Raw genomic sequence first — 17,629 nt, 5'->3', positions numbered from 1 at the left:
TTGATGCTAACTGTGTTAAAGGTCTCTCATTTAGAGCCACTAAAATAGCAAAAATTTGCCCAGTTACTAAAGCGTAAATTTGTCGACTTGTGACTTTAAGTCGTGGGCAAGTTTACTCATTTCGTTACACGCCGTTGCGGTTTGGTTAGCGCCTTCGGTCATTTCAACGGCCGAGTAATTGATAGTCTCGATATTTTTATTCAGCTCCTCAGAAACAACTGATTGTTGATGACAAGCTGACGCGATCTGCGTACTCATTGCTGCGATGCTATCAATCTGAGATTCAATTTGATGTATCATATTACCAGCGACTTCTGATTGCTCAACACAAAGTGCAATACCTTGTTCACAGCTCTTGGTTGCCACACCGGTTTCCTTCGACTTGGTTTGTAGGTCGTTGACGATTTCAACAATTTGTGTGGTTGAATCTTGAGTGCGTTGGGCCAGTGAGCGAACTTCATCCGCAACAACGGCAAAACCACGTCCCTGGGCGCCTGCACGAGCGGCTTCAATGGCGGCATTTAATGCCAATAGATTTGTTTGCTCCGCGATTTCTCTGATCACGTCAACAACCACATTAATGTTGTGTGAGTTTTTCTCGAGATTATTGGCAAGCTCGCCTGCAGATGTCACCGTTTGTGCAACTTCTGAAATATGATTGATATTTGATTTAAGTGCATCGCTGCCTTCTCTGGCTTTTTCGCTCGCCTGATTTGCTGATTCAGCGCCCATTTCTGTACTTTTAGCGACTTCGCTAATTGCCGCTTGCATCTGTGTCATCGCGGATGCGACGGATTGCAATTCATTCTGTTGTACATTCATACCTTGTGCATTTTGGTAAGAAATAGCATTCACTTCTTCCACCGCAGCGGTTAATTGGATGGCTGAATCATTGATTATGGTGATCAAAGCGTGTAACTGTGAACGCATTTTTTCCAAAGATTGGGTCAATAAACCGAGCTCGTTTTTACCTGTATCTTCAACAGTAATCGCGTGATTTAGTTCACCACGGGCTATTTTACTTGCAAGATCCACGGATAAAGCAAGCGGTGTTTTAATCGTTTTACTCAGCAGCATACAGATAACTACTATGGTCACTGCAACGAGTATTCCGGAAATCGCCAAGGTGAATAGGGTACTATTAACTGCCGATATAGCCGAGCGCTCGGACTTTTCAACACTACTATCATTCAAAGCTTCCAATTCGCTAAGCTCAGACATGGCGTTGGCAAACAGTGGGTAACTATCCAAAATAATTCGATTTGCTTCTTTGGCATTACCACTTAGAATGAGGCTCTCATAACTATACGTGGCATTGGCGTATCGCTGCCAAGCGGTAATGAAGGCACCGAACAAAGCTTTTTCTTCTTTGCTGACAGGTAATGATTGATAAAATGCTACCTTATCATTGAGTGATTTTTTCAAATCTCTTAAAATAGTGAGCCAGTTATGCACCTCTGGATCTTCAGGGTTTAGCGCAGTACTAAACTCATCTTTTCGTATCGTTGCTAAGTCAATTTTAATGTCTTTGATGGTTTCCATTGATGGAATGCTGGTTCTGACTATGTCGTTCAGGTTGGCGTTTACTTCTTTCATTCCTTGGTAGCTCATCAGGCCAACACCAATGAAAATGACAAAAAGTAAGGTGAAACTTAACGTTATTTGGTTAGAGATAGATAGTTTTTTTAACTGCATTATTGGAGCTCAATGAATCCGTGGATGATGGTTGCTATTTAAAGAAGCGGTATTGTATTTGAAAAGTCAGTGGTTTTTATAATTAAATATTTTTTGCCAATGTTTTCATTTTGTATTATTTGTTGACCAAGTTTTGTGTTTTAGCTTTTTGTGTTTTTGAGTAAAAAATCAACGTGGTTTTTTATTCTTTTTTAATGGTTTTATTTTATTAAAACGTACTTAAGTTCGCGCATAATACACATGGACGCTTGTATTGCTTTTCTTAACCGTATGATTTTTATATAACTTATTTTTAGTGGATAAAATGGTGGCTGAATTTTTGTGAATAAAAATTCAGCGGCAATTTTAATTGTGAAAATTGGTATAGTAACCACGCAGGGGAAGCGATTCAGTAAAAAACTGCCTGCCGCGACTACAGCCATACTTAAATGAACAAAAGTTAAAAGTGATGAACAACTGATATTAGGTTTCGTATCTTTTATCGCGCTGTCTGGTCATTTCGTCTCGAACCATCTGGATCATCTGTTGTTTTACATCTGCATATTGTGCTTTTAGCTCATCAAGTTGACGGGTTAAGACCTCGATTTGTTTTTCAGTCTCTTTGTCGCGATATTGTTTGGCACCGGTATGCTCGTATCTGAGCGTGGCGTCGTGCTGTGAAGGAGTGTCGATATTACTCTCATCGGATATTTTCATTGTTCGTTGTAAAGGCGCTTTCATCAATTCGGAAATAAGCTGCTGTAAATGCTCTACCTGATCCTTTAATAGGGCTTCTGACTCTTCTAGCGCTTCATATTGTTGCTTAAAATTTGGGTTGTTGTCTTTGTATTTCTTTGCCTTTTTGTCCATAAACTCCGTCAATATGGCTTCATTTGTAGGTTTTTCTTCCGTTTCTTCTGTGGAATTACTCGTGGAAGTAGGTGTTTCTCTACTTGCGTCTTGTGCGCCGGCAAAGTGATGTGGCTTCATTTGAATTTCCATAACGTTATCCTTGTTATCTCTATTGCTAACTGTATCGGAGTATTTCCCGATTTCTTTAGCTGTTTGGTTAATCCCCGCTAAGCTAACAAAGTCAGGTATAAGGAGTTAGTGAAATGAAGATATGGCTGGTTAGTAGTATTTTGTTTTTTAGCTGCAGTAGCTTAGCTAAATGTGAAGATCAAGGATTTAGGCAGTTTGACTTTTGGCTTGGAGATTGGTCGGTAACGAGCGTAGGAGGCATTGAGTCTGGACGTAATCGCATTACCCGAGAGTACGATGGTTGTGTCATTAAAGAGAATTATACCACAGAGCTTGGGTATCGTGGTGAGAGTATAAATATTTATGATGTATCCACTCATCGTTGGCATCAAACTTGGGTGGATAATAGTGGGTTATTGTTACAGTTAGATGGTGAGTTTCATGAAGGGAAAATGGTATTACAAGGGGATAGAATAAATGCAGCAGGTATTAAGGTGACGGATAAGATAACATGGACTGCGAATCCAGATGGTACCGTACGTCAGGTTTGGCAGAGTAAGCAAGGCACCGACAAGTGGCAAATGGTATTTGATGGATTATACAAAAAGGAGACTAAAAAATGAGTAAATTGATTATTGGCTTTATGTGGTTTGTTAGCAGTGTTTGCTATGCACAATCGGAAACGATCACACAGCAAGCGCTGATGATAAACCAAATGTCTGCAGACGCTTACACCATAGTGGACGTACGAAGCCCTGAAGAATTTGCCGCAGGACATATCAAAGGGGCAATAAACATTCCTTTTAATGAGATTGAGACACATCAGGAAGAGCTAGCTAAACTGACAAATACACCACTCGTTGTGTATTGCCGATCTGGAAGTAGGGCTGGCATCTTTATTGAGGCACTAGCGCCAAAAGGCTACACCTTAAAACACCTAGAAGGTGATATGAATAAGTGGTTGGCAGAGTCTCTACCTGTGGTGAAAAAGTAGGGGATTCCCTACTTTTTTGAGTCAATAGCAGAGAGTAAAAAACAAAAGGGAGGCGGTAAAGTTTAACAGAGGTTGGTCGCTGCCACATTTTTATTGTGCTTAAAATAACTCCACATAACTAAAATAGGGACTTGAAACAAACATTAATATAAATGATAATCACTATCGTTTTCGTAATGAAGTTAATTTAGGGAAAAACGATGCGATCTTCATCTCCACGTACACTAAACCATTCTTTAAAACTCTCTCTTTGCGCCACTTTTGTGCTGTTTTCATTACATGGCAATGCACATGCTGCTGAAGTTGCCGATGATGCGCTAGCAGCTGATGCTGCGGGTGACGGTAGGGCTCAGGAACTAGAACATATTTATGTGACAGGTACGAGTGTAAAAAATTACACTGAATCTGCAAACAAAGCGGCATTAAAAATGATTTTATCACAGCGTGAAACGCCTCAAGCGGTGACCGTTATCACAAATCAAATGATGCAAGATTGGCAAACGGTTAACATTGATGAGATCTTGGAACATGCAACTGGCTTTTATGCAAAGCGGGGAGCCAGTCTTGATAGGACACGTTTTTCTGTACGTGGCGGTGATGTCAATTTAATCCAAATCGACGGTGTGCAACAGTTTCCTGGTGGCCGAAGACCGAATGTAAACGGGGATGCGGTTGCTTATGAGCGCGTGGAGATTGTACGTGGTGCAAATGGTTTATTAACTGGCGTTGGTGACCCAACCGCCACCGTAAACTTAGTAAGAAAACGTGCAACAAGCGATGAGTTTAAGGGCAGCGTGGCGGTTTCGGCTGGTAGTTGGGATAATTACCGAGCAGAGGTGGATGTGGCGAGTGGGTTAAACCAAGAAGGCAGTATTCGTGGCCGCTTTGTTGCTGCACATTATGAAAGAGATTCTTACATTGAGCGTTATAGCCAAGAGAAGACGTCCATATATTCTACTATTGAGGCAGATCTGACCGATTACACCTTATTACGACTCGGTGTAGAATATGCTGATACCGCTTCGAAAGGGGCGATAAATAGCCACTCTCAACCTTACTTTTACGCTGATGGTAGTCGCTATCAGGGACGCCGTGGTGACACCGGGATGACGGCAAAATGGAGTAGCTGGCCAATCGAAGAATACACCTATTTTGTTGGGCTTGATCACGCGTTTGAAAACGATTGGCAACTCCATGCCATCGCGACTTACAATACTATTGAGATGCAAGGTGGGCAGCTCTTTTTCGTCTATCCTGATGGGCCTATCAACCCAGATGGCAGCAGCGATAATGGATTCGGATACAGTGCTGTAATAAGTAGCTCTGAAGATGAACAAAAGACAATAGACTTGTCACTCCAAGGCCCAGTTGAGCTATTTGGTCGTACGCATGATGTTATTTTTAGCTATAACCAATTCAAGCGAGAGCGTACGTCATTTGGTAATGAAGCCGACCAAACCACGATTTCATTGGAAGGGTTAAATTTTCATGATTGGACAGGTGACGTGCCGCGCTATCCATTTAAAGATTTAGGCCGTGATAGTTTGACGGTAACAGACTCCAGTGGTGGGTTTGTGGCCGTGCGTGTTAACCCGCATGATGATGTTAAGCTTATTGTTGGTGCTAGGATCACCAATTGGGAGTACGATATTGACCTTTATGATCCTAACAACGGTAATTTTCTTCGTAACCGCTATCATGAAAAGGTGGATACAGAAGTTACGCCTTATGCCGGGCTCGTGGTTGATATTAATGAACAATATAGTGTTTACGCAAGCTACACAGAAGCATTCCAGCCACAGGCCTATTTTGATATCAATGATAAAATGCTTGACCCAAGCACAGGCGAAAGCTACGAGCTAGGGGTAAAAGGTGAGCTACTTGATGACACCTTGAACTTTACGGCGGCGGTGTATCGCAATGTTGAAAATGGACTTGCAATTGCCGATCCAAATTACCCAGACAGCTATCTAACTCCGCAGGGCAATAGACCATATATTCAGCGCGGTGAAGGCGATACGACAGAAGGCTTTGAAGTTGAATTTACAGGCTCTATCAATGAGCAGTGGAATATCAGCTTAGGGCTATCAAACCACAAAACTGAATCAAAAGATGGCAAAGAGCTGTTAACGGATCAGCCCAAAGAGCTGATCAACCTGTATACCACCTATGACTTTAGCGAGTTTGTTGACGGCTTTACTGCGGGGCTTGGAATTAATTGGCAAGGTAGCTTTTATGCAATACCACAAAGGCCATTGCCGGGCGGCGGTAGTGAGGCGTATAAGATCACACAATCTTCCGGTGCGTTACTTAATTTAATGGCAAGATATGAAGTGAGTGAACAGCTTAGTGTGTCGCTTAACTTCAACAATCTACTGGATGAAAGTTACTACAACAGTATTTCATCTTGGGACGGCTACGTAATGCACGGCGAACCGTTCAATTGGCAATTAGGGATGCGCTATAGCTTTTAGTGAGTCAACCTAAGCTTGAAATACGGAATGCACCGCCGAAGCGGTGTATTTTTTTGCCTCAAATTTTTTGCTTCAAAATAATAAGCGAATTGGCATTAGATTTTGCATTGTTCCGCAACTTCGTTATTATATAAAGTATATATGATATGTATATGGTTTATATAAGTGGGTATCGTAAAAATTTCAGATGAACTACACGATGAGATCCGTGAAGCGAGCACTGTGATGTCGCGTTCAATCAATTCACAGGCTGAGTTCTGGATTAAAATTGGGCGACTTGCCGAGCGTAATCCAACGCTTACGTTTACAGAGATCATTGCGGCAGAGATGTCACGAGTAAAGTTACAACAGCCAAAAGGAAATTGAGATGCAAGAGGTTACCTTCAAAACCGCTGATGAGATCCAATTGATGCGCGAAAGTGGGCGATTGCTTACGCAGGTGTTTGGCTACATTGATAGTTGGATTGAACCCGGAATTTCTACGCTAGAGATTAATGACAAAGTGCACAACTTTATTGTTGATGAGCTTAAAGCGCGTCCAGCCAGCCTTGGTCAGTATGGTTATCAGTTCGTCCTCAATAGCTCTGTAAATGAGGTTGTGTGTCATGGTGTGCCGAGTAAATCGCAAATCTTAAAGTCTTCAGATATTGTAAACATCGATATTACACTCGAGAAAAATGGCTTTATCAGCGACTCCAGCAAAATGTACGTAATGCCTGAAGCATTACTCCCGGCCAAAAAATTAGTGGCAACGACTTACCAAGCGATGTGGGCTGGAATAAAAATGGTCAAACCAGGAGCAAAGCTTGGGGACATCGGTGCGGCTGTACAGCAAGTGGCTGAGAAAGCCGGTTACACTGTGGTACGCGAGTATTGTGGTCATGGGATCGGTAGAGAAATGCATGAAGCGCCAAATGTATTGCACTATGGCAAAGCAAATACCGGGATGACGCTAAAGCCGGGGATGACCTTTACCATTGAGCCGATGATCAATCAGGGAAGCGCAAAAATTAAAACCAAAAAAGATGGCTGGACTGTGGTAACTCGAGATAAAAAGCTATCGGCGCAGTGGGAGCATACGGTGCTGGTCACAGACGACGGTGTTGAAGTGTTAACCCTAAGAGCGGAAGAAGCGTAAGCAGTGCTGTACTTACGCTTTTTTTAACATCAAGTGGGTATAGCGACCTAGAGACGCATAAGGCTCTTGACGATTGTATTTAAGCTCTAAAGCGAGCAAAGCATCAAAACCTTCATCCGCCTTATTTAACTCCCTTAAGTAGTCATGAAAACAGCGAACACCGGTTTTTTGAATAACGTTGAGCTTTGCCTCATCAAGCCAAGTTGCCATATCAGTTTGGCTAATTGGCTTATTGGGGCTGAGACCTACTTTTTGTTTTACCTTAAGATCTTTTTGCACATAGTCGAAGTTACCGTACACCATATTGGCCATCAGATGCGCCTCATGGTTGAAATACATTAGCGAAAGCAAGCCAGTTTTGCTTAGCTGCGCCTTTAGCAGCATAAGTGCACTTTGTTGCTCAACCAACCATTCAAGCACCGCATGGCACAATACTAAGTCGAATTGTCCTAAGTTCAGCGTATCGAGCGCTTGCAGAGGCGCGTGGATAAAATGAAGGTGGTCATTTAGTCCAGCTTCATTCGCGCGCGTTTTGGCAAGTTCGAGCATCTCTTCTGAAATATCAATCACAGTGACATGGTGGCCAAGCGAAGCTAGAAAGAGCGCCAATTGCCCTTGTCCGCCGCCAACATCTAATATGCGTTTGCCACTTGATTGCGTTAGCCAGTTAACTTGTGTGCTTAAGTCACGCTTGAGCACCGCTTCTCTGATTTTACCTTTATTGGTGCCATAGATATTGTTTTTAAACTTGTGCGTTAGTTCAGCAAAGTTTCTATCTGTCGGTGCCGGTTTTTGCTGCTGCTTTTTTCTAGCCATGTGCGAGGTCACTTAGTTAAGCAAAGTGGTATTAAACTGGGTTGTCGATATCAATAAATTCAACATCCAAACCATATTGTGCAGCCAAATATTCGCCAAGTGCCTTCGCGCCGTATCGCTCTGTGGCATGATGTCCCGCCGCAATAAAGTGGATCTGTTGCTCGTTAGATGAATGAATGGTTTGCTCTGATGCTTCACCCGTTAAGTAGGCATCAATGCCTTGGCTTGCTGCGAGATCGATAAAGCTTTGCCCACCACCTGTACACCAAGCAATAGTGCTAATTGGATGATCGCCTGCAACATTTAAGAGCGGCTTTCTACCGAGTTTCTCTTCAACTAAAGCGGCAAAATCAACAGCTGTCATTGGCGTCGTTAATTTGCCTTTTACCGCTACGCTATTTTTATTCCAAGGTTCAAGCGGTCTTTCAAATTCAAGCCCAAGTAACTTACCGAGCTGTGCATTATTCCCGAATTCAGGATGAACATCTAGTGGGAGGTGGTATGCGATTAAATTGATGTCATTGGCAAGCAGGGCTTGTAGGCGGCGCTTTTTCATGCCAGTGACACATTGATCTTCCCCTTTCCAAAAATAGCCGTGGTGAACCAAAATGGCATCTGCACCGCGTTCAATAGCGGCATCAATTAAAGCTTGGCTTGCGGTAACACCCGTGACGATTTTTTGGATTTCGTCAGTTCCTTCTACTTGCAGACCATTTGGACAGTAATCGTTAATTTGAAATGGCTTTAGTAATTCCGTTAATTGATTCACTAATTTGGTTCGTTTCATAACACCCCCTAACTCTTAGATAGCGCTAGTTTAACTGGTTTTACGATAGATCAAAAAGGGAGAATATCGTGGGGGTAGAAAAGAAAAATGAGCCGCTCGTCCATGAGTGAGCTCATTGGGCTAGTAACTGGTGCTATTAAGGGTTTGTCACCTCAACGTCTTGTCCTGTTTGTAGACGCTCTGCGCCGCGAACCGCGACTCTATCACCGGCATGTAAGATATCGCTGGTGCGGGGAGTAATTTCAACCCATTGGCCTTTGCCATTACCGACGGTGACAGGAATTTGTTCGGCTTTATTTTGCTCGTCTATTTTGACGATATGGGTGCCTTGCTTACGTAATATTAAGGCGTCCCGGTCAACCAGCAATACGGCTTGTTTGCTGGTGAGCGGCACTGCGACATCAACTAATTGACCAATTGCCCACGTATGGGTTTGATCTGCTGCAAGTGTTGCACGCACTTCAACGGTTTGTGAGCGCGGATCGGTTGAAGGGATCACCGCTGTGACTTTTGCTGACGTATTATCTGGCTGCGATAAATCACCAGAACGGATTGGCAGCGCTATGCCTTTTTGCAAAAACTTCAAGTACTTAACGGGCACATATAAGCGAACCTCAAGATGATGGATATCTAATATGGTGAGCAGTTCATCGGCGCGGTTTATTTCTCGACCCGCGCGCTTAAAACGTTCACTGATAACGCCATCAAATGGAGCACGGACCGTTGCGCGAGACAACTTATCGTCAATAACCTTAAGTTCGACTTCTGCTAAGGCGATATCCGACAGCGCTAGGTCATGTTTATTTTGCATTTCATCGACTTGGCTTTCTGCCGCACTGCTGGTTTTTGCGAGCTTCTTTAATCGAGTCAATTCTTGTTGATATAAGCGTAAATTGATCTTGGCTCGATTTAATAATTCGGCTTGGCGGGCTTTATCGAGTTCCAGTGGGAGTGTGTCCATACGTACTAAGATTTCGTCTTTTGCGACGCTGGTACCGGGTTCTGCTACGTACAACAAACGGCCACTAACCCCTGCAGTCAGCGTCACGTCGTCTTTTCCATACAGTGTGCCACTAACTTCAATTTCGCTCGTGAGGGGGGCTTTTGTCACTTCAGCGACGGTGACTGGCACGACGGCGAAGGCTTGTGGCGCAACGATCCCAGCACACAGTGCTAGGGCCTGAAGTGTCTGTTTTATCGGGTTTTTCATTCTGTTCTCACTACTCACTGATTGGCAACTAGGCTGAGCGGGGCTTTGGCCGTTGATTTGTTTGTTTCGGATGGCGGAGTTTGCCGCCCAAGTTGCAATAAACTTGGCATCAACACTAAAGTAAATAGTGCACTGATAGCCATACCACCGACGATGACGGTCGCAAGGCCGCGGTAGATTTCTGAGCCGACGCCTGGCATGAGCATGAGTGGCAGCATGCCAAACAGACTGGTTAAGGTGCTCAAGTAAACGGGTCTTGCTCTTAGTAACACCGCTTGTCTGACCGACGCTTCACGGCTCATGCCTGATGCCATCGCAACGCGAGTCTGATCCACCAGCAAAATGGCGTTATTTACGACCAGTCCAAGCAAGATGATAAAGCCTATCATGGTCAGTAAATCCAAGGACTGGAAGGTAAAGAGGTTTAAGATATACAGAGCCAGCACGCCACCTGCGATAGCCAGTGGCATCACTAACAATACCAAGGCGCTGTCTTTGGCAGACTTAAATAGCGCGGTCATCAACAAAAACAAAATGAACAACGCAAGGACAAAATTCAGTGCCATTTCTTCCATTGCGGAATTCATCTTTTGCGCATTCCCCGCCAAAATAGCACCGGCACTGGCCGGCAGGCTTGCGCGCACTTTTGGCATTACCTGTTCACTCAAGATGGTTTGCACTTGCTGCAGGCTCATATCAGCTGGAGGTGTGACAACAATGCTGACCGTGCGACGGCCGTTGACACGTCGCAGTTGCGTTGGGCCAACCGTACGTTCTATATTTGCCAACTCGCCGAGAGTTTGAATTCCTGACTGAGGCGTTACGATAGGCAAGGCTTTTAGTTCCTCAGGGCTTTGCCAAGGGATACCACGAAGAATAACGTTCATACGCTCGTTACCATCAAAATACTCATTGACGAATAATCCACCGGTATAAGCTTGTACCGCTTGAGACACATCTCGACGGGTTAATCCCGCTTGGGTGATCCTGCGATCGTTAGGCGTTAATCTAAGCTCTGGCTCTGCCATATCCAATCGCGGCTGAGGTCTGGCAGTTGCCTCTGGAAGCGCGGTTTGTACTGCTTGCAAAGCCACTTGCGCACCTGAGATTAAGTCGTCCATATTGGGACCTGTAAGGTCAATATTGATATCGCGACCATCGCCACCGTTGGCGACTTGGATCATGGAGCCGCGAAAGAAAAACACTTGAGTATCGGGAAGGTCAACGAAGATTTCTTCTTTGGCCACTTTCATCAACTCTTCCACACGTTGAGGGTCGGCTGAGTAGATAAAACCCCCTGCATTAGAACCAAACGCATAGAAATTAAAGTCTTTAATACCAGGTTCTTTTTCGCCTTGATAATAGGGCATTAAGCGCTTTTTAACACGCAGCAGCAATTCTTCTTCCATAAACTGTACGTTGCCTCCAGGTGGTGTCACTAGGCTAAAGAAAAAGCCATCGGTGGGGGCTCTTGGCATAAAGTCAGTTTTTGGCAGCATGGTCATGGTTGTAACCACCGAGCCACCCAATAATACGGCAATCCAAGTAAGTTGCTTTACTCTATTATTGGTCAACTTCATGATGAAATTGGTGAGCTTTTGCCAGTATTTATGATAAGGATCTGGCTTTAGTTCAGAGTCTGGCCACAAATGGTTTGCCAGTGGAATAAGGGTAATAGCACACAACATTGACGCAATAACGGCAATCGAAAGTGTCAGTGCTAAATCGGAGAATAGTTGCCCCTCAATACCTGCCATAAAGAGAATAGGTAAAAAGATGGCGACGCTGGTGGTTGTCGAAGCAAATAATGCTCCGGTCACTTGTGCTGCTCCTTTTAAGGCGGCTTTTTTGTTATCGAATCCTTCTGCTCTTAAGCGTGAGATATTCTCTTGGACTATGATTGCGGCGTCTAGTACAAGGCCCACTGCAAATGCTAACCCCGCCAGCGAGATCACATTAAGACTACGGTCAAAGATATTAAGTGCTAAAAAGGCGACCATCAATGAAACTGGGATTGTAGCTGCAATCACCAAGGTTGCTTTTAAGCCTCTAAAAAATAGCCACAGAATTAAACAAGATAAGAGTACCCCAAGGCCTAAATTACTTTTTACTAAAGAAAGTGCATTACGAATGTGGACGGAGGCATCAAAGCTGAGTTCAATTGATAAGCCATTCTCAGCCAGCGGCCCTTGGTTTAGTTCATCAATTGCAAGGTTGATCTCATCAAGCAAGGCAACGGTATTTGCTTCGTTGGCCCGCGAGATCCGAATATAATAGGCCGGTTTACCATTGCGGCCACTCATGCCCAAACGGTCTGAGAAGGTGCGCTCAACACTTGCAATATCACCTAAGTAGATAGGCCTGTCCCCAGAATAGCCGACACGCATTTGGGCCATACTGGAAAGGTCGTATTGGCCGGTGAATCGCACGGTATATTGGCGACGTCCAACGTTGGCGAGACCTCCAGAGGTATCGCGAGAGCTCGCAAGTACATTACTGATTTGATCTAAACTAATACCAAGCGCGGCGGCTTTGTGTGGGTCGAAAGTAATACGCAGCTCTTTTGGCCGCTCACTCGCAAGGTCAACGCGTGCTACGCCAGGAATACGTGCAAGTCTTGGTTCAATAAACTCGTCGATTTGCTTTTGAAACTGCGCCATATCAAAATCAAGACTATTTGACTGATAGTCTTTGGGCGTGACCAGCAAAGTGGCTGCTGCTTCACCGTTATTACCGCCGGCGAAAACGACTGGGTCTAGCGCATCAAGTGGCAACGGTGGGGCCTGATTTAAGCTTGTTAGCACATCTAACATCGCTTGTTGCATATTTGCACCCACCGCAAATGTTAGTGTAATAGAGCCATTACCACGATTGATGTTAGTATTAACCTCAAGTGCACCGGGTGTGTTTTTTACCGCATTTTCTAGCGGTTCGATGATCACCGATTCTATTTCTTCTGGTGCTGCTTGGCGCCATCCCGAGAAAATCGTGATCTGTGGTTGCTCAATATCTGGTGTCAACTGTATGGGCAGTTTAAATATACTTAACAGCCCAAATAAAATAATCAACACCAAGATGACAATTACACTCGCTGGATTTTTTAGCGAACTGCGTGTCACGTTCATTTAGTATATTTCCAATCTTGCTTTTTCTGCATTGTAGTGTGATGTAAAAAAAGTGCCAGTAAGATGAATTTCACGTTTACCAAAGTTCGCGATAAATTAGCAAAAATCAGCGATAAAACGTACTTTTGTAATACCTTGTAACGCTTTTTTGTAGTTTGAAAAACTTTTTGATCTGAATTAAAGGCAAATGAACTTGTACTAGTAAGATCAATAGAAGTGGCTAAACTTAGCCGAGTATGATCAGTTCTTAGCAATAATTGATAAATGATGTTCAAAAGGAGGTTATATGTACGTTGCGTTAAAATGGGACCATATTATCGGAGCGCATTTTGTGCAATGGATAGTCGTAAAGTGCAGTGGTGTTACGGATAAGTTTGGATTACCTCAAGCCTTACCACCTAGGTGTGATATTGCCTATTTCACTGATCCACAATCGGCGGAGCAAGATGCTAAACAATTTGCGGATTACAAAAATACCGGGCAGGCGAAATATATTGAAAAAGAATATTCACCTAATTTGGGGGAACACTATGGCTTTAGCCATTATGCATGGGATCACACCTACCTTGGTGAGTTAGTTAAACATGCTGTGCTTTATTGGGAAGATGGCAAGCACTTTTCACCTGAACCACACCGAAGCGATATCGCCTATTTTATCGATCCGCAAACGAGTGAAATGGATAGTATCTTCTTTGCACAATATAAACTAGAGCGAGCAAAAATGCGCAGGCAACAGCAAGATGTTGGCTAACGCATTGAATTAGTTCACCAGTCAGCGAAGCAAGTTGCTCGTAATGATCATTGAGCGTTATCTACATCACTTTGCGCGTAAGTTGGATAGTCACCTGGTTTAAAGCGATTGAGGTTATTGAGGAAACGATTATCTTTTACGGGCAGGGTGGCGGAGCCATAATCATACTGATTTAGCTTTTCTCGTAATTCGGAGTTGGAAATTCCATCCCCAGTCATTTTATTCCAACTAATGACTGTGGGAGTAACAAAGCGATGATAATTATTTTCAGCGATTTCGTTTGATTTGGCGAAGCGTAGTGCATGGGTCAAAATACCATCTTTGTGATAGACAATTTTTAAATGACCGTTCTCGAATGGTAGCTCATTGGCGGGTTTAGTGAATAAGTCACCATGTGCGCTATAGCTACCGTGTGTAACTATGCCATCTCGAGTCCATACCGCCGCATATTCCCAGTCATGTCGATGACCACCACCAAAATAATCAAACACTTGGTCTTTTTTAAAGTAAAGTGCATAGAAATGTCCACAATACTCGCCGCTAGCAGTGGTTTTACAAGCGTAGCGATGCACAGTATTAGAAGTATTTAAAAATTGATTATCTCGGCAATCACCTGTGATGCGCCCCGATGTCTTTAGCCCTGAATTTTGCACGCCAGTTCTACTGATCCCAGCACTCGGGAGGCAACCATCACCGTCAAAATCGAACACAGGTTCAGTACCATTGATAATGTAGGGTGCTGGTAGGGCTTCGTCTAATGCCGCAAAGTCATTGGCGTAAGCGTATTGTGTAGACGCTGCAACAATTGCGAGGGACAATAAGGGGAGTTGTGTTGTTGTCATACTGCTTTCCTTAATAAATGCAGTTGTGCCGTTTTGCACAACCGCTAACGATTAGAGTCTAAGGTTAAAATAGAAGTATGACTTAAATGTATATTTAATGTTAAGTTTTTTGGTTGTTTAGTTTGTTTTGAAAATCAGATCTGACAATGTCAAGTGCAGCAATGACTTCCTCCGCAGGAAGATCATGCTCCTCCAACAACATAATGAGGTCGACAGCAAGTTTTACATGAGTTGGTGCTTGTTCTAAAGGGGTACTCATACTTGAAATTGTTCCTTTTTAGCGATTTGTGCAATGGCAAAATCAATTGCACGCTCTACCGCTTGCTCCATCTTCGCACGCTCGGGCTGAGGCAGGTAAAACTCCATGTCTACATCGTAGCGAATATAGCGCGATGGCAGTTGGTTCAAAACGGTACAACAAAAGTCAGCCATTACGTCCTCATCATAGATTTTATCTAACTTACGACGGACGATATGTTCGACTACTAACTTTTCATAATAATTATGAATATCATCATGTAACTTCATACAGCCTCCTGCACATTCCTTTTAAGTTTATATCATAATAGCGGGGTTATCGAACAAAGCCAAAAAGGTTTGTTGATGTATATCTACAAGATGATCAACGTCGCGCTGATAGCCTCCGCCTAGGGCAAAAGCTAATGGAATATTAAGATGATGCGCATACTCAAATACAATCGAATCTCGAGCCCTAACACCTTGCTTTGAAACACTAAAGTGTCCTAGTTCATCACCTTGATACACATCTGCGCCGGCGTTATAGAGGACGATGTCTGGCTGGTATAATCGAACTGCCAGTTGTAAGGCTTCGCGGACGGTTGCCACATATTGCGCGTCCTGTGTATTCACAGGCAAGGCAAAGTCCAAATCGGATTGCGGTTTAACGCGAGGAAAGTTACTTTCACAGTGGATGGAGCAAGTAATGATATCGTCTCTATCTGCAACGATTGTTGCAGTGCCATCGCCTTGATGCACGTCACAATCAAAGATTAGCACGCGCTCAACCTGTTGATGGGCAATGAGCGTTGCTGCGACCACCGCCCAATCATTAAATATGCAAAAGCCACTACCAAAATCGCGATGTGCGTGATGATAGCCGCCGCTTAAGTTTGCTCCAAATCCATATTCGAGCGCATATTTTGCTGCCGCTAGACCGCCCCCTAAAGAAATCAAAGTGCGCTGTACGAGTTGTTCACTCCAAGGAAAGCCCATTTTCTTAATGGCTTTTTCGCTCAACGTGCCGTTTAAAAAGGCATCAACGTAATTACTATCGTGGCAAAGTTGTAGCGCATCAGCTGTGATTTTTTGCTCGGGTTCTTTGATAAATTTAGCAAACTTACTGGCGTTTATTCGTTGGTATAATTTTTTATACTTGTTGATAGGGAAGCGGTGCTTTTCAGGTAGATTTAGCTCGCTATAAATAGGGTGGTAGTAAAGCATTAACGGCTCTGACTTTTCTCAACTTCTTGAATTTTTTGCTCTGTGGCCGAAATGGCTTTTCTACAGCGGCCAAGACGAGCATGAAGGGCTAATATTTCGGCATTGAGTTTGGCAGCCTGAGAGGGAGCTGCCTTATCCATCTGTAGTCTTCTGAGGTCAATCATTTCTTGCAACCGACGCTCAAATTCATGATTTTGCGACAGCTCCTGATATAACTCATGGGACGACTGCATAATCTTCTGCACTGCCTTCTTATACACTTTGGCTTTTTTTGGTGTATTCAGTTTGTTTTCTTTCGCCCAGACAGGGGTTGATTTTAACACCTTCAACACAGCTTCCATTTGCGAACCTATTCGTTCGATGGCGAATGCAAAGGCGTGACGCTGTTCGCTTGGCGGCAGATGGGACATTGCTTCTACTATTTCTTCAACATAGTCGCTGAGCTTTAAGCTTTTAGTGCGAAATACACGGGCATCAAATAAGCTGGGCTGTGCCTGCATATAACGATTCTTATCAAACCATTTTGCTGAGTCAAATTGCGCTGCTTGTTGCTTTAAGCGGCTGACTTGTTGCTCAAGCTTGATAAGTCCTGTACTCACGAGAAGTAAGCCTCAAAAATAAGCTTGCCCGCAAGTACAATAACCACAGTGTTAAAGAGAGGTTTGATCAGTTTGTTGCCAAACTTAATAGCTGAATGCGCACCAAGCCAAGCACCAAACATTAAAAATGCGCCCATGGTGATACCCAGCATAAAGTTAACATGACCCAGGGCTACAAAGGTGATAAGCGAAATAAAGTTGGAAACAAAGTTCATTGAACGAGCAAGGCCGCAGTTTAAAAGTAAGCTCATTTTATAGAGCATACTGTTGGACGCAGTCCAAAACGTGCCAGTACCAGGCCCTGCCATACCATCAAAAAATCCCAACGACAAACCTTGTGTCCATTGTTTGATTTTGAGTGCTCGGTTAGCCTCAGGCAAAGTATGGGAGTCTGTTGGGCTTAGCCTACCGAACAAGCTATAAATTGCGACAGCGATGATAATTACGGGAATAAGCTTGTTTAAAAACTCGATACTGAGAAAGTCGACAAGTAGTGTGCCCAATACGGCACCTATCGCAGTGGCAATAATGGAGCCAATCCAAAAGCTAGGCTTGAATAACTGCTTTTTGTAGTAGGTAAAGCTCGCGGTTAAGGAACCAAAACTCGCGGCAAGCTTGTTAGTACCTAAGGTTAAATGTGGAGGAAGGCCCGCAGTAAGCAAGGCTGGCACAGTTAGCAGCCCACCGCCACCTGCAATTGCATCAATAAATCCAGCAGCCAGTGCGACTAAGCAAAGTAACCCCCAAGTTGTGGGATCTAAAGCGAGTTCAAACATT

18 protein-coding genes are annotated in these 17,629 nt (G+C 43.8%); 6 read left to right on the top strand and 12 right to left on the bottom strand.

Going from position 1 to position 17,629, the window contains the following annotated elements; all coding sequences use genetic code 11:
- Positions 1–66: 66 nt before the first annotated feature.
- Both CWC29_RS11330 and CWC29_RS11325 read right to left on the bottom strand, forming a co-directional pair.
- Positions 67–1,695 carry a methyl-accepting chemotaxis protein gene (locus CWC29_RS11330; protein WP_128726954.1) on the bottom strand — a complete coding sequence of 543 codons (1,629 nt, stop codon included), beginning with the start codon at positions 1,693–1,695 and terminating at the stop codon, positions 67–69.
- A 462-nt stretch (positions 1,696–2,157) separates the two neighbouring features.
- On the bottom strand, positions 2,158–2,676 hold the full coding sequence (locus CWC29_RS11325) for a hypothetical protein (RefSeq protein WP_138521154.1): 519 nt from the start codon (positions 2,674–2,676) through the stop codon (positions 2,158–2,160).
- Between the two features lie 113 nt (positions 2,677–2,789).
- Between CWC29_RS11325 and CWC29_RS11320 the strand changes: the two genes are divergently transcribed.
- The 5 genes from CWC29_RS11320 to map all read left to right on the top strand — a co-directional run bounded on the left by CWC29_RS11320 (position 2,790) and on the right by map (position 7,261).
- Complete coding sequence (locus CWC29_RS11320; RefSeq protein WP_138521156.1) at positions 2,790–3,278, top strand: hypothetical protein; 489 nt, start codon at positions 2,790–2,792, stop codon at positions 3,276–3,278.
- Positions 3,275–3,649: a rhodanese-like domain-containing protein gene (locus CWC29_RS11315; RefSeq protein WP_138521158.1), complete on the top strand. Its 375-nt coding sequence runs from the start codon at positions 3,275–3,277 to the stop codon at positions 3,647–3,649. The genes CWC29_RS11320 and CWC29_RS11315 overlap by 4 nt, the downstream gene beginning before the upstream one ends.
- Before the next feature lie 200 nt (positions 3,650–3,849).
- A complete protein-coding gene (locus CWC29_RS11310; protein WP_138521160.1) occupies positions 3,850–6,123 on the top strand; it encodes a TonB-dependent siderophore receptor in 2,274 nt (757 codons plus the stop codon).
- A 165-nt stretch (positions 6,124–6,288) separates the two neighbouring features.
- Positions 6,289–6,489 (top strand): ParD-like family protein, encoded by a 201-nt coding sequence (locus CWC29_RS11305; RefSeq protein ID WP_128726949.1) that lies wholly within the window; start codon positions 6,289–6,291, stop codon positions 6,487–6,489.
- Between the two features lies 1 nt (position 6,490).
- Positions 6,491–7,261, top strand: a complete 771-nt coding sequence (gene map, locus CWC29_RS11300; RefSeq protein ID WP_138521162.1) for a type I methionyl aminopeptidase — start codon at positions 6,491–6,493, stop codon at positions 7,259–7,261.
- Between the two features lie 12 nt (positions 7,262–7,273).
- Here map and CWC29_RS11295 read toward each other — a convergent pair whose 3' ends face one another.
- From CWC29_RS11295 to CWC29_RS11280, 4 genes are all read right to left on the bottom strand, one after another.
- Entirely contained in the window at positions 7,274–8,077 is an 804-nt protein-coding gene (locus CWC29_RS11295; protein ID WP_128726947.1) for a methyltransferase domain-containing protein, read from the bottom strand.
- A gap of 31 nt (positions 8,078–8,108) precedes the next feature.
- A complete protein-coding gene (locus CWC29_RS11290) occupies positions 8,109–8,864 on the bottom strand; it encodes a Nif3-like dinuclear metal center hexameric protein (RefSeq protein ID WP_138521164.1) in 756 nt (251 codons plus the stop codon).
- Positions 8,865–9,000: 136 nt separating this feature from the next.
- Positions 9,001–10,074 (bottom strand): efflux RND transporter periplasmic adaptor subunit, encoded by a 1,074-nt coding sequence (locus CWC29_RS11285; protein WP_138521166.1) that lies wholly within the window; start codon positions 10,072–10,074, stop codon positions 9,001–9,003.
- Between the two features lie 14 nt (positions 10,075–10,088).
- Positions 10,089–13,199, bottom strand: a complete 3,111-nt coding sequence (locus tag CWC29_RS11280; protein ID WP_128726944.1) for an efflux RND transporter permease subunit — start codon at positions 13,197–13,199, stop codon at positions 10,089–10,091.
- Between the two features lie 286 nt (positions 13,200–13,485).
- Between CWC29_RS11280 and CWC29_RS11275 the strand changes: the two genes are divergently transcribed.
- On the top strand, positions 13,486–13,950 hold the full coding sequence (locus CWC29_RS11275) for a hypothetical protein (protein WP_128726943.1): 465 nt from the start codon (positions 13,486–13,488) through the stop codon (positions 13,948–13,950).
- A 47-nt stretch (positions 13,951–13,997) separates the two neighbouring features.
- Here CWC29_RS11275 and CWC29_RS11270 read toward each other — a convergent pair whose 3' ends face one another.
- From CWC29_RS11270 to CWC29_RS11245, 6 genes are all read right to left on the bottom strand, one after another.
- The gene (locus tag CWC29_RS11270) at positions 13,998–14,792 is read right to left on the bottom strand and encodes an NPP1 family protein (protein ID WP_138521168.1); all 795 of its coding nucleotides are present in this window, start codon (positions 14,790–14,792) and stop codon (positions 13,998–14,000) included.
- A gap of 100 nt (positions 14,793–14,892) precedes the next feature.
- Positions 14,893–15,051: a DUF2496 domain-containing protein gene (locus CWC29_RS11265; protein WP_138521170.1), complete on the bottom strand. Its 159-nt coding sequence runs from the start codon at positions 15,049–15,051 to the stop codon at positions 14,893–14,895.
- Positions 15,048–15,320, bottom strand: a complete 273-nt coding sequence (locus CWC29_RS11260) for a late competence development ComFB family protein (protein WP_128726940.1) — start codon at positions 15,318–15,320, stop codon at positions 15,048–15,050. The genes CWC29_RS11265 and CWC29_RS11260 overlap by 4 nt, the downstream gene beginning before the upstream one ends.
- Positions 15,321–15,347: 27 nt before the next feature.
- On the bottom strand, positions 15,348–16,253 hold the full coding sequence (locus tag CWC29_RS11255; protein ID WP_128726939.1) for a histone deacetylase family protein: 906 nt from the start codon (positions 16,251–16,253) through the stop codon (positions 15,348–15,350).
- A complete protein-coding gene (locus CWC29_RS11250) occupies positions 16,253–16,852 on the bottom strand; it encodes a primosomal replication protein (RefSeq protein ID WP_128726938.1) in 600 nt (199 codons plus the stop codon). Before CWC29_RS11250 ends, CWC29_RS11255 begins: the two co-directional genes overlap by 1 nt.
- Positions 16,849–17,628 (bottom strand): TSUP family transporter, encoded by a 780-nt coding sequence (locus CWC29_RS11245; RefSeq protein ID WP_138521172.1) that lies wholly within the window; start codon positions 17,626–17,628, stop codon positions 16,849–16,851. The genes CWC29_RS11250 and CWC29_RS11245 overlap by 4 nt, the downstream gene beginning before the upstream one ends.
- Between the last annotated feature and the right edge of the window lies 1 nt (position 17,629).

This window comes from Pseudoalteromonas galatheae (genome assembly GCF_005886105.2).
Lineage (GTDB): Bacteria > Pseudomonadota > Gammaproteobacteria > Enterobacterales > Alteromonadaceae > Pseudoalteromonas > Pseudoalteromonas galatheae.
This window is presented reverse-complemented; position numbering and strand designations above follow the sequence as displayed.

Coding starts and splice junctions, on each gene's coding strand:
- CWC29_RS11330 (WP_128726954.1), bottom strand. CDS start 1,695: ATGCAGTTAAAAAAACTATCTATCTCTAACCAAATAACGTTAAGTTTC.
- CWC29_RS11325 (WP_138521154.1), bottom strand. CDS start 2,676: ATGGAAATTCAAATGAAGCCACATCACTTTGCCGGCGCACAAGACGCA.
- CWC29_RS11320 (WP_138521156.1), top strand. CDS start 2,790: ATGAAGATATGGCTGGTTAGTAGTATTTTGTTTTTTAGCTGCAGTAGC.
- CWC29_RS11315 (WP_138521158.1), top strand. CDS start 3,275: ATGAGTAAATTGATTATTGGCTTTATGTGGTTTGTTAGCAGTGTTTGC.
- CWC29_RS11310 (WP_138521160.1), top strand. CDS start 3,850: ATGCGATCTTCATCTCCACGTACACTAAACCATTCTTTAAAACTCTCT.
- map (WP_138521162.1), top strand. CDS start 6,491: ATGCAAGAGGTTACCTTCAAAACCGCTGATGAGATCCAATTGATGCGC.
- CWC29_RS11295 (WP_128726947.1), bottom strand. CDS start 8,077: ATGGCTAGAAAAAAGCAGCAGCAAAAACCGGCACCGACAGATAGAAAC.
- CWC29_RS11290 (WP_138521164.1), bottom strand. CDS start 8,864: ATGAAACGAACCAAATTAGTGAATCAATTAACGGAATTACTAAAGCCA.
- CWC29_RS11285 (WP_138521166.1), bottom strand. CDS start 10,074: ATGAAAAACCCGATAAAACAGACACTTCAGGCCCTAGCACTGTGTGCT.
- CWC29_RS11280 (WP_128726944.1), bottom strand. CDS start 13,199: ATGAACGTGACACGCAGTTCGCTAAAAAATCCAGCGAGTGTAATTGTC.
- CWC29_RS11275 (WP_128726943.1), top strand. CDS start 13,486: ATGTACGTTGCGTTAAAATGGGACCATATTATCGGAGCGCATTTTGTG.
- CWC29_RS11270 (WP_138521168.1), bottom strand. CDS start 14,792: ATGACAACAACACAACTCCCCTTATTGTCCCTCGCAATTGTTGCAGCG.
- CWC29_RS11265 (WP_138521170.1), bottom strand. CDS start 15,051: ATGAGTACCCCTTTAGAACAAGCACCAACTCATGTAAAACTTGCTGTC.
- CWC29_RS11260 (WP_128726940.1), bottom strand. CDS start 15,320: ATGAAGTTACATGATGATATTCATAATTATTATGAAAAGTTAGTAGTC.
- CWC29_RS11255 (WP_128726939.1), bottom strand. CDS start 16,253: ATGCTTTACTACCACCCTATTTATAGCGAGCTAAATCTACCTGAAAAG.
- CWC29_RS11245 (WP_138521172.1), bottom strand. CDS start 17,628: ATGTTTGAACTCGCTTTAGATCCCACAACTTGGGGGTTACTTTGCTTA.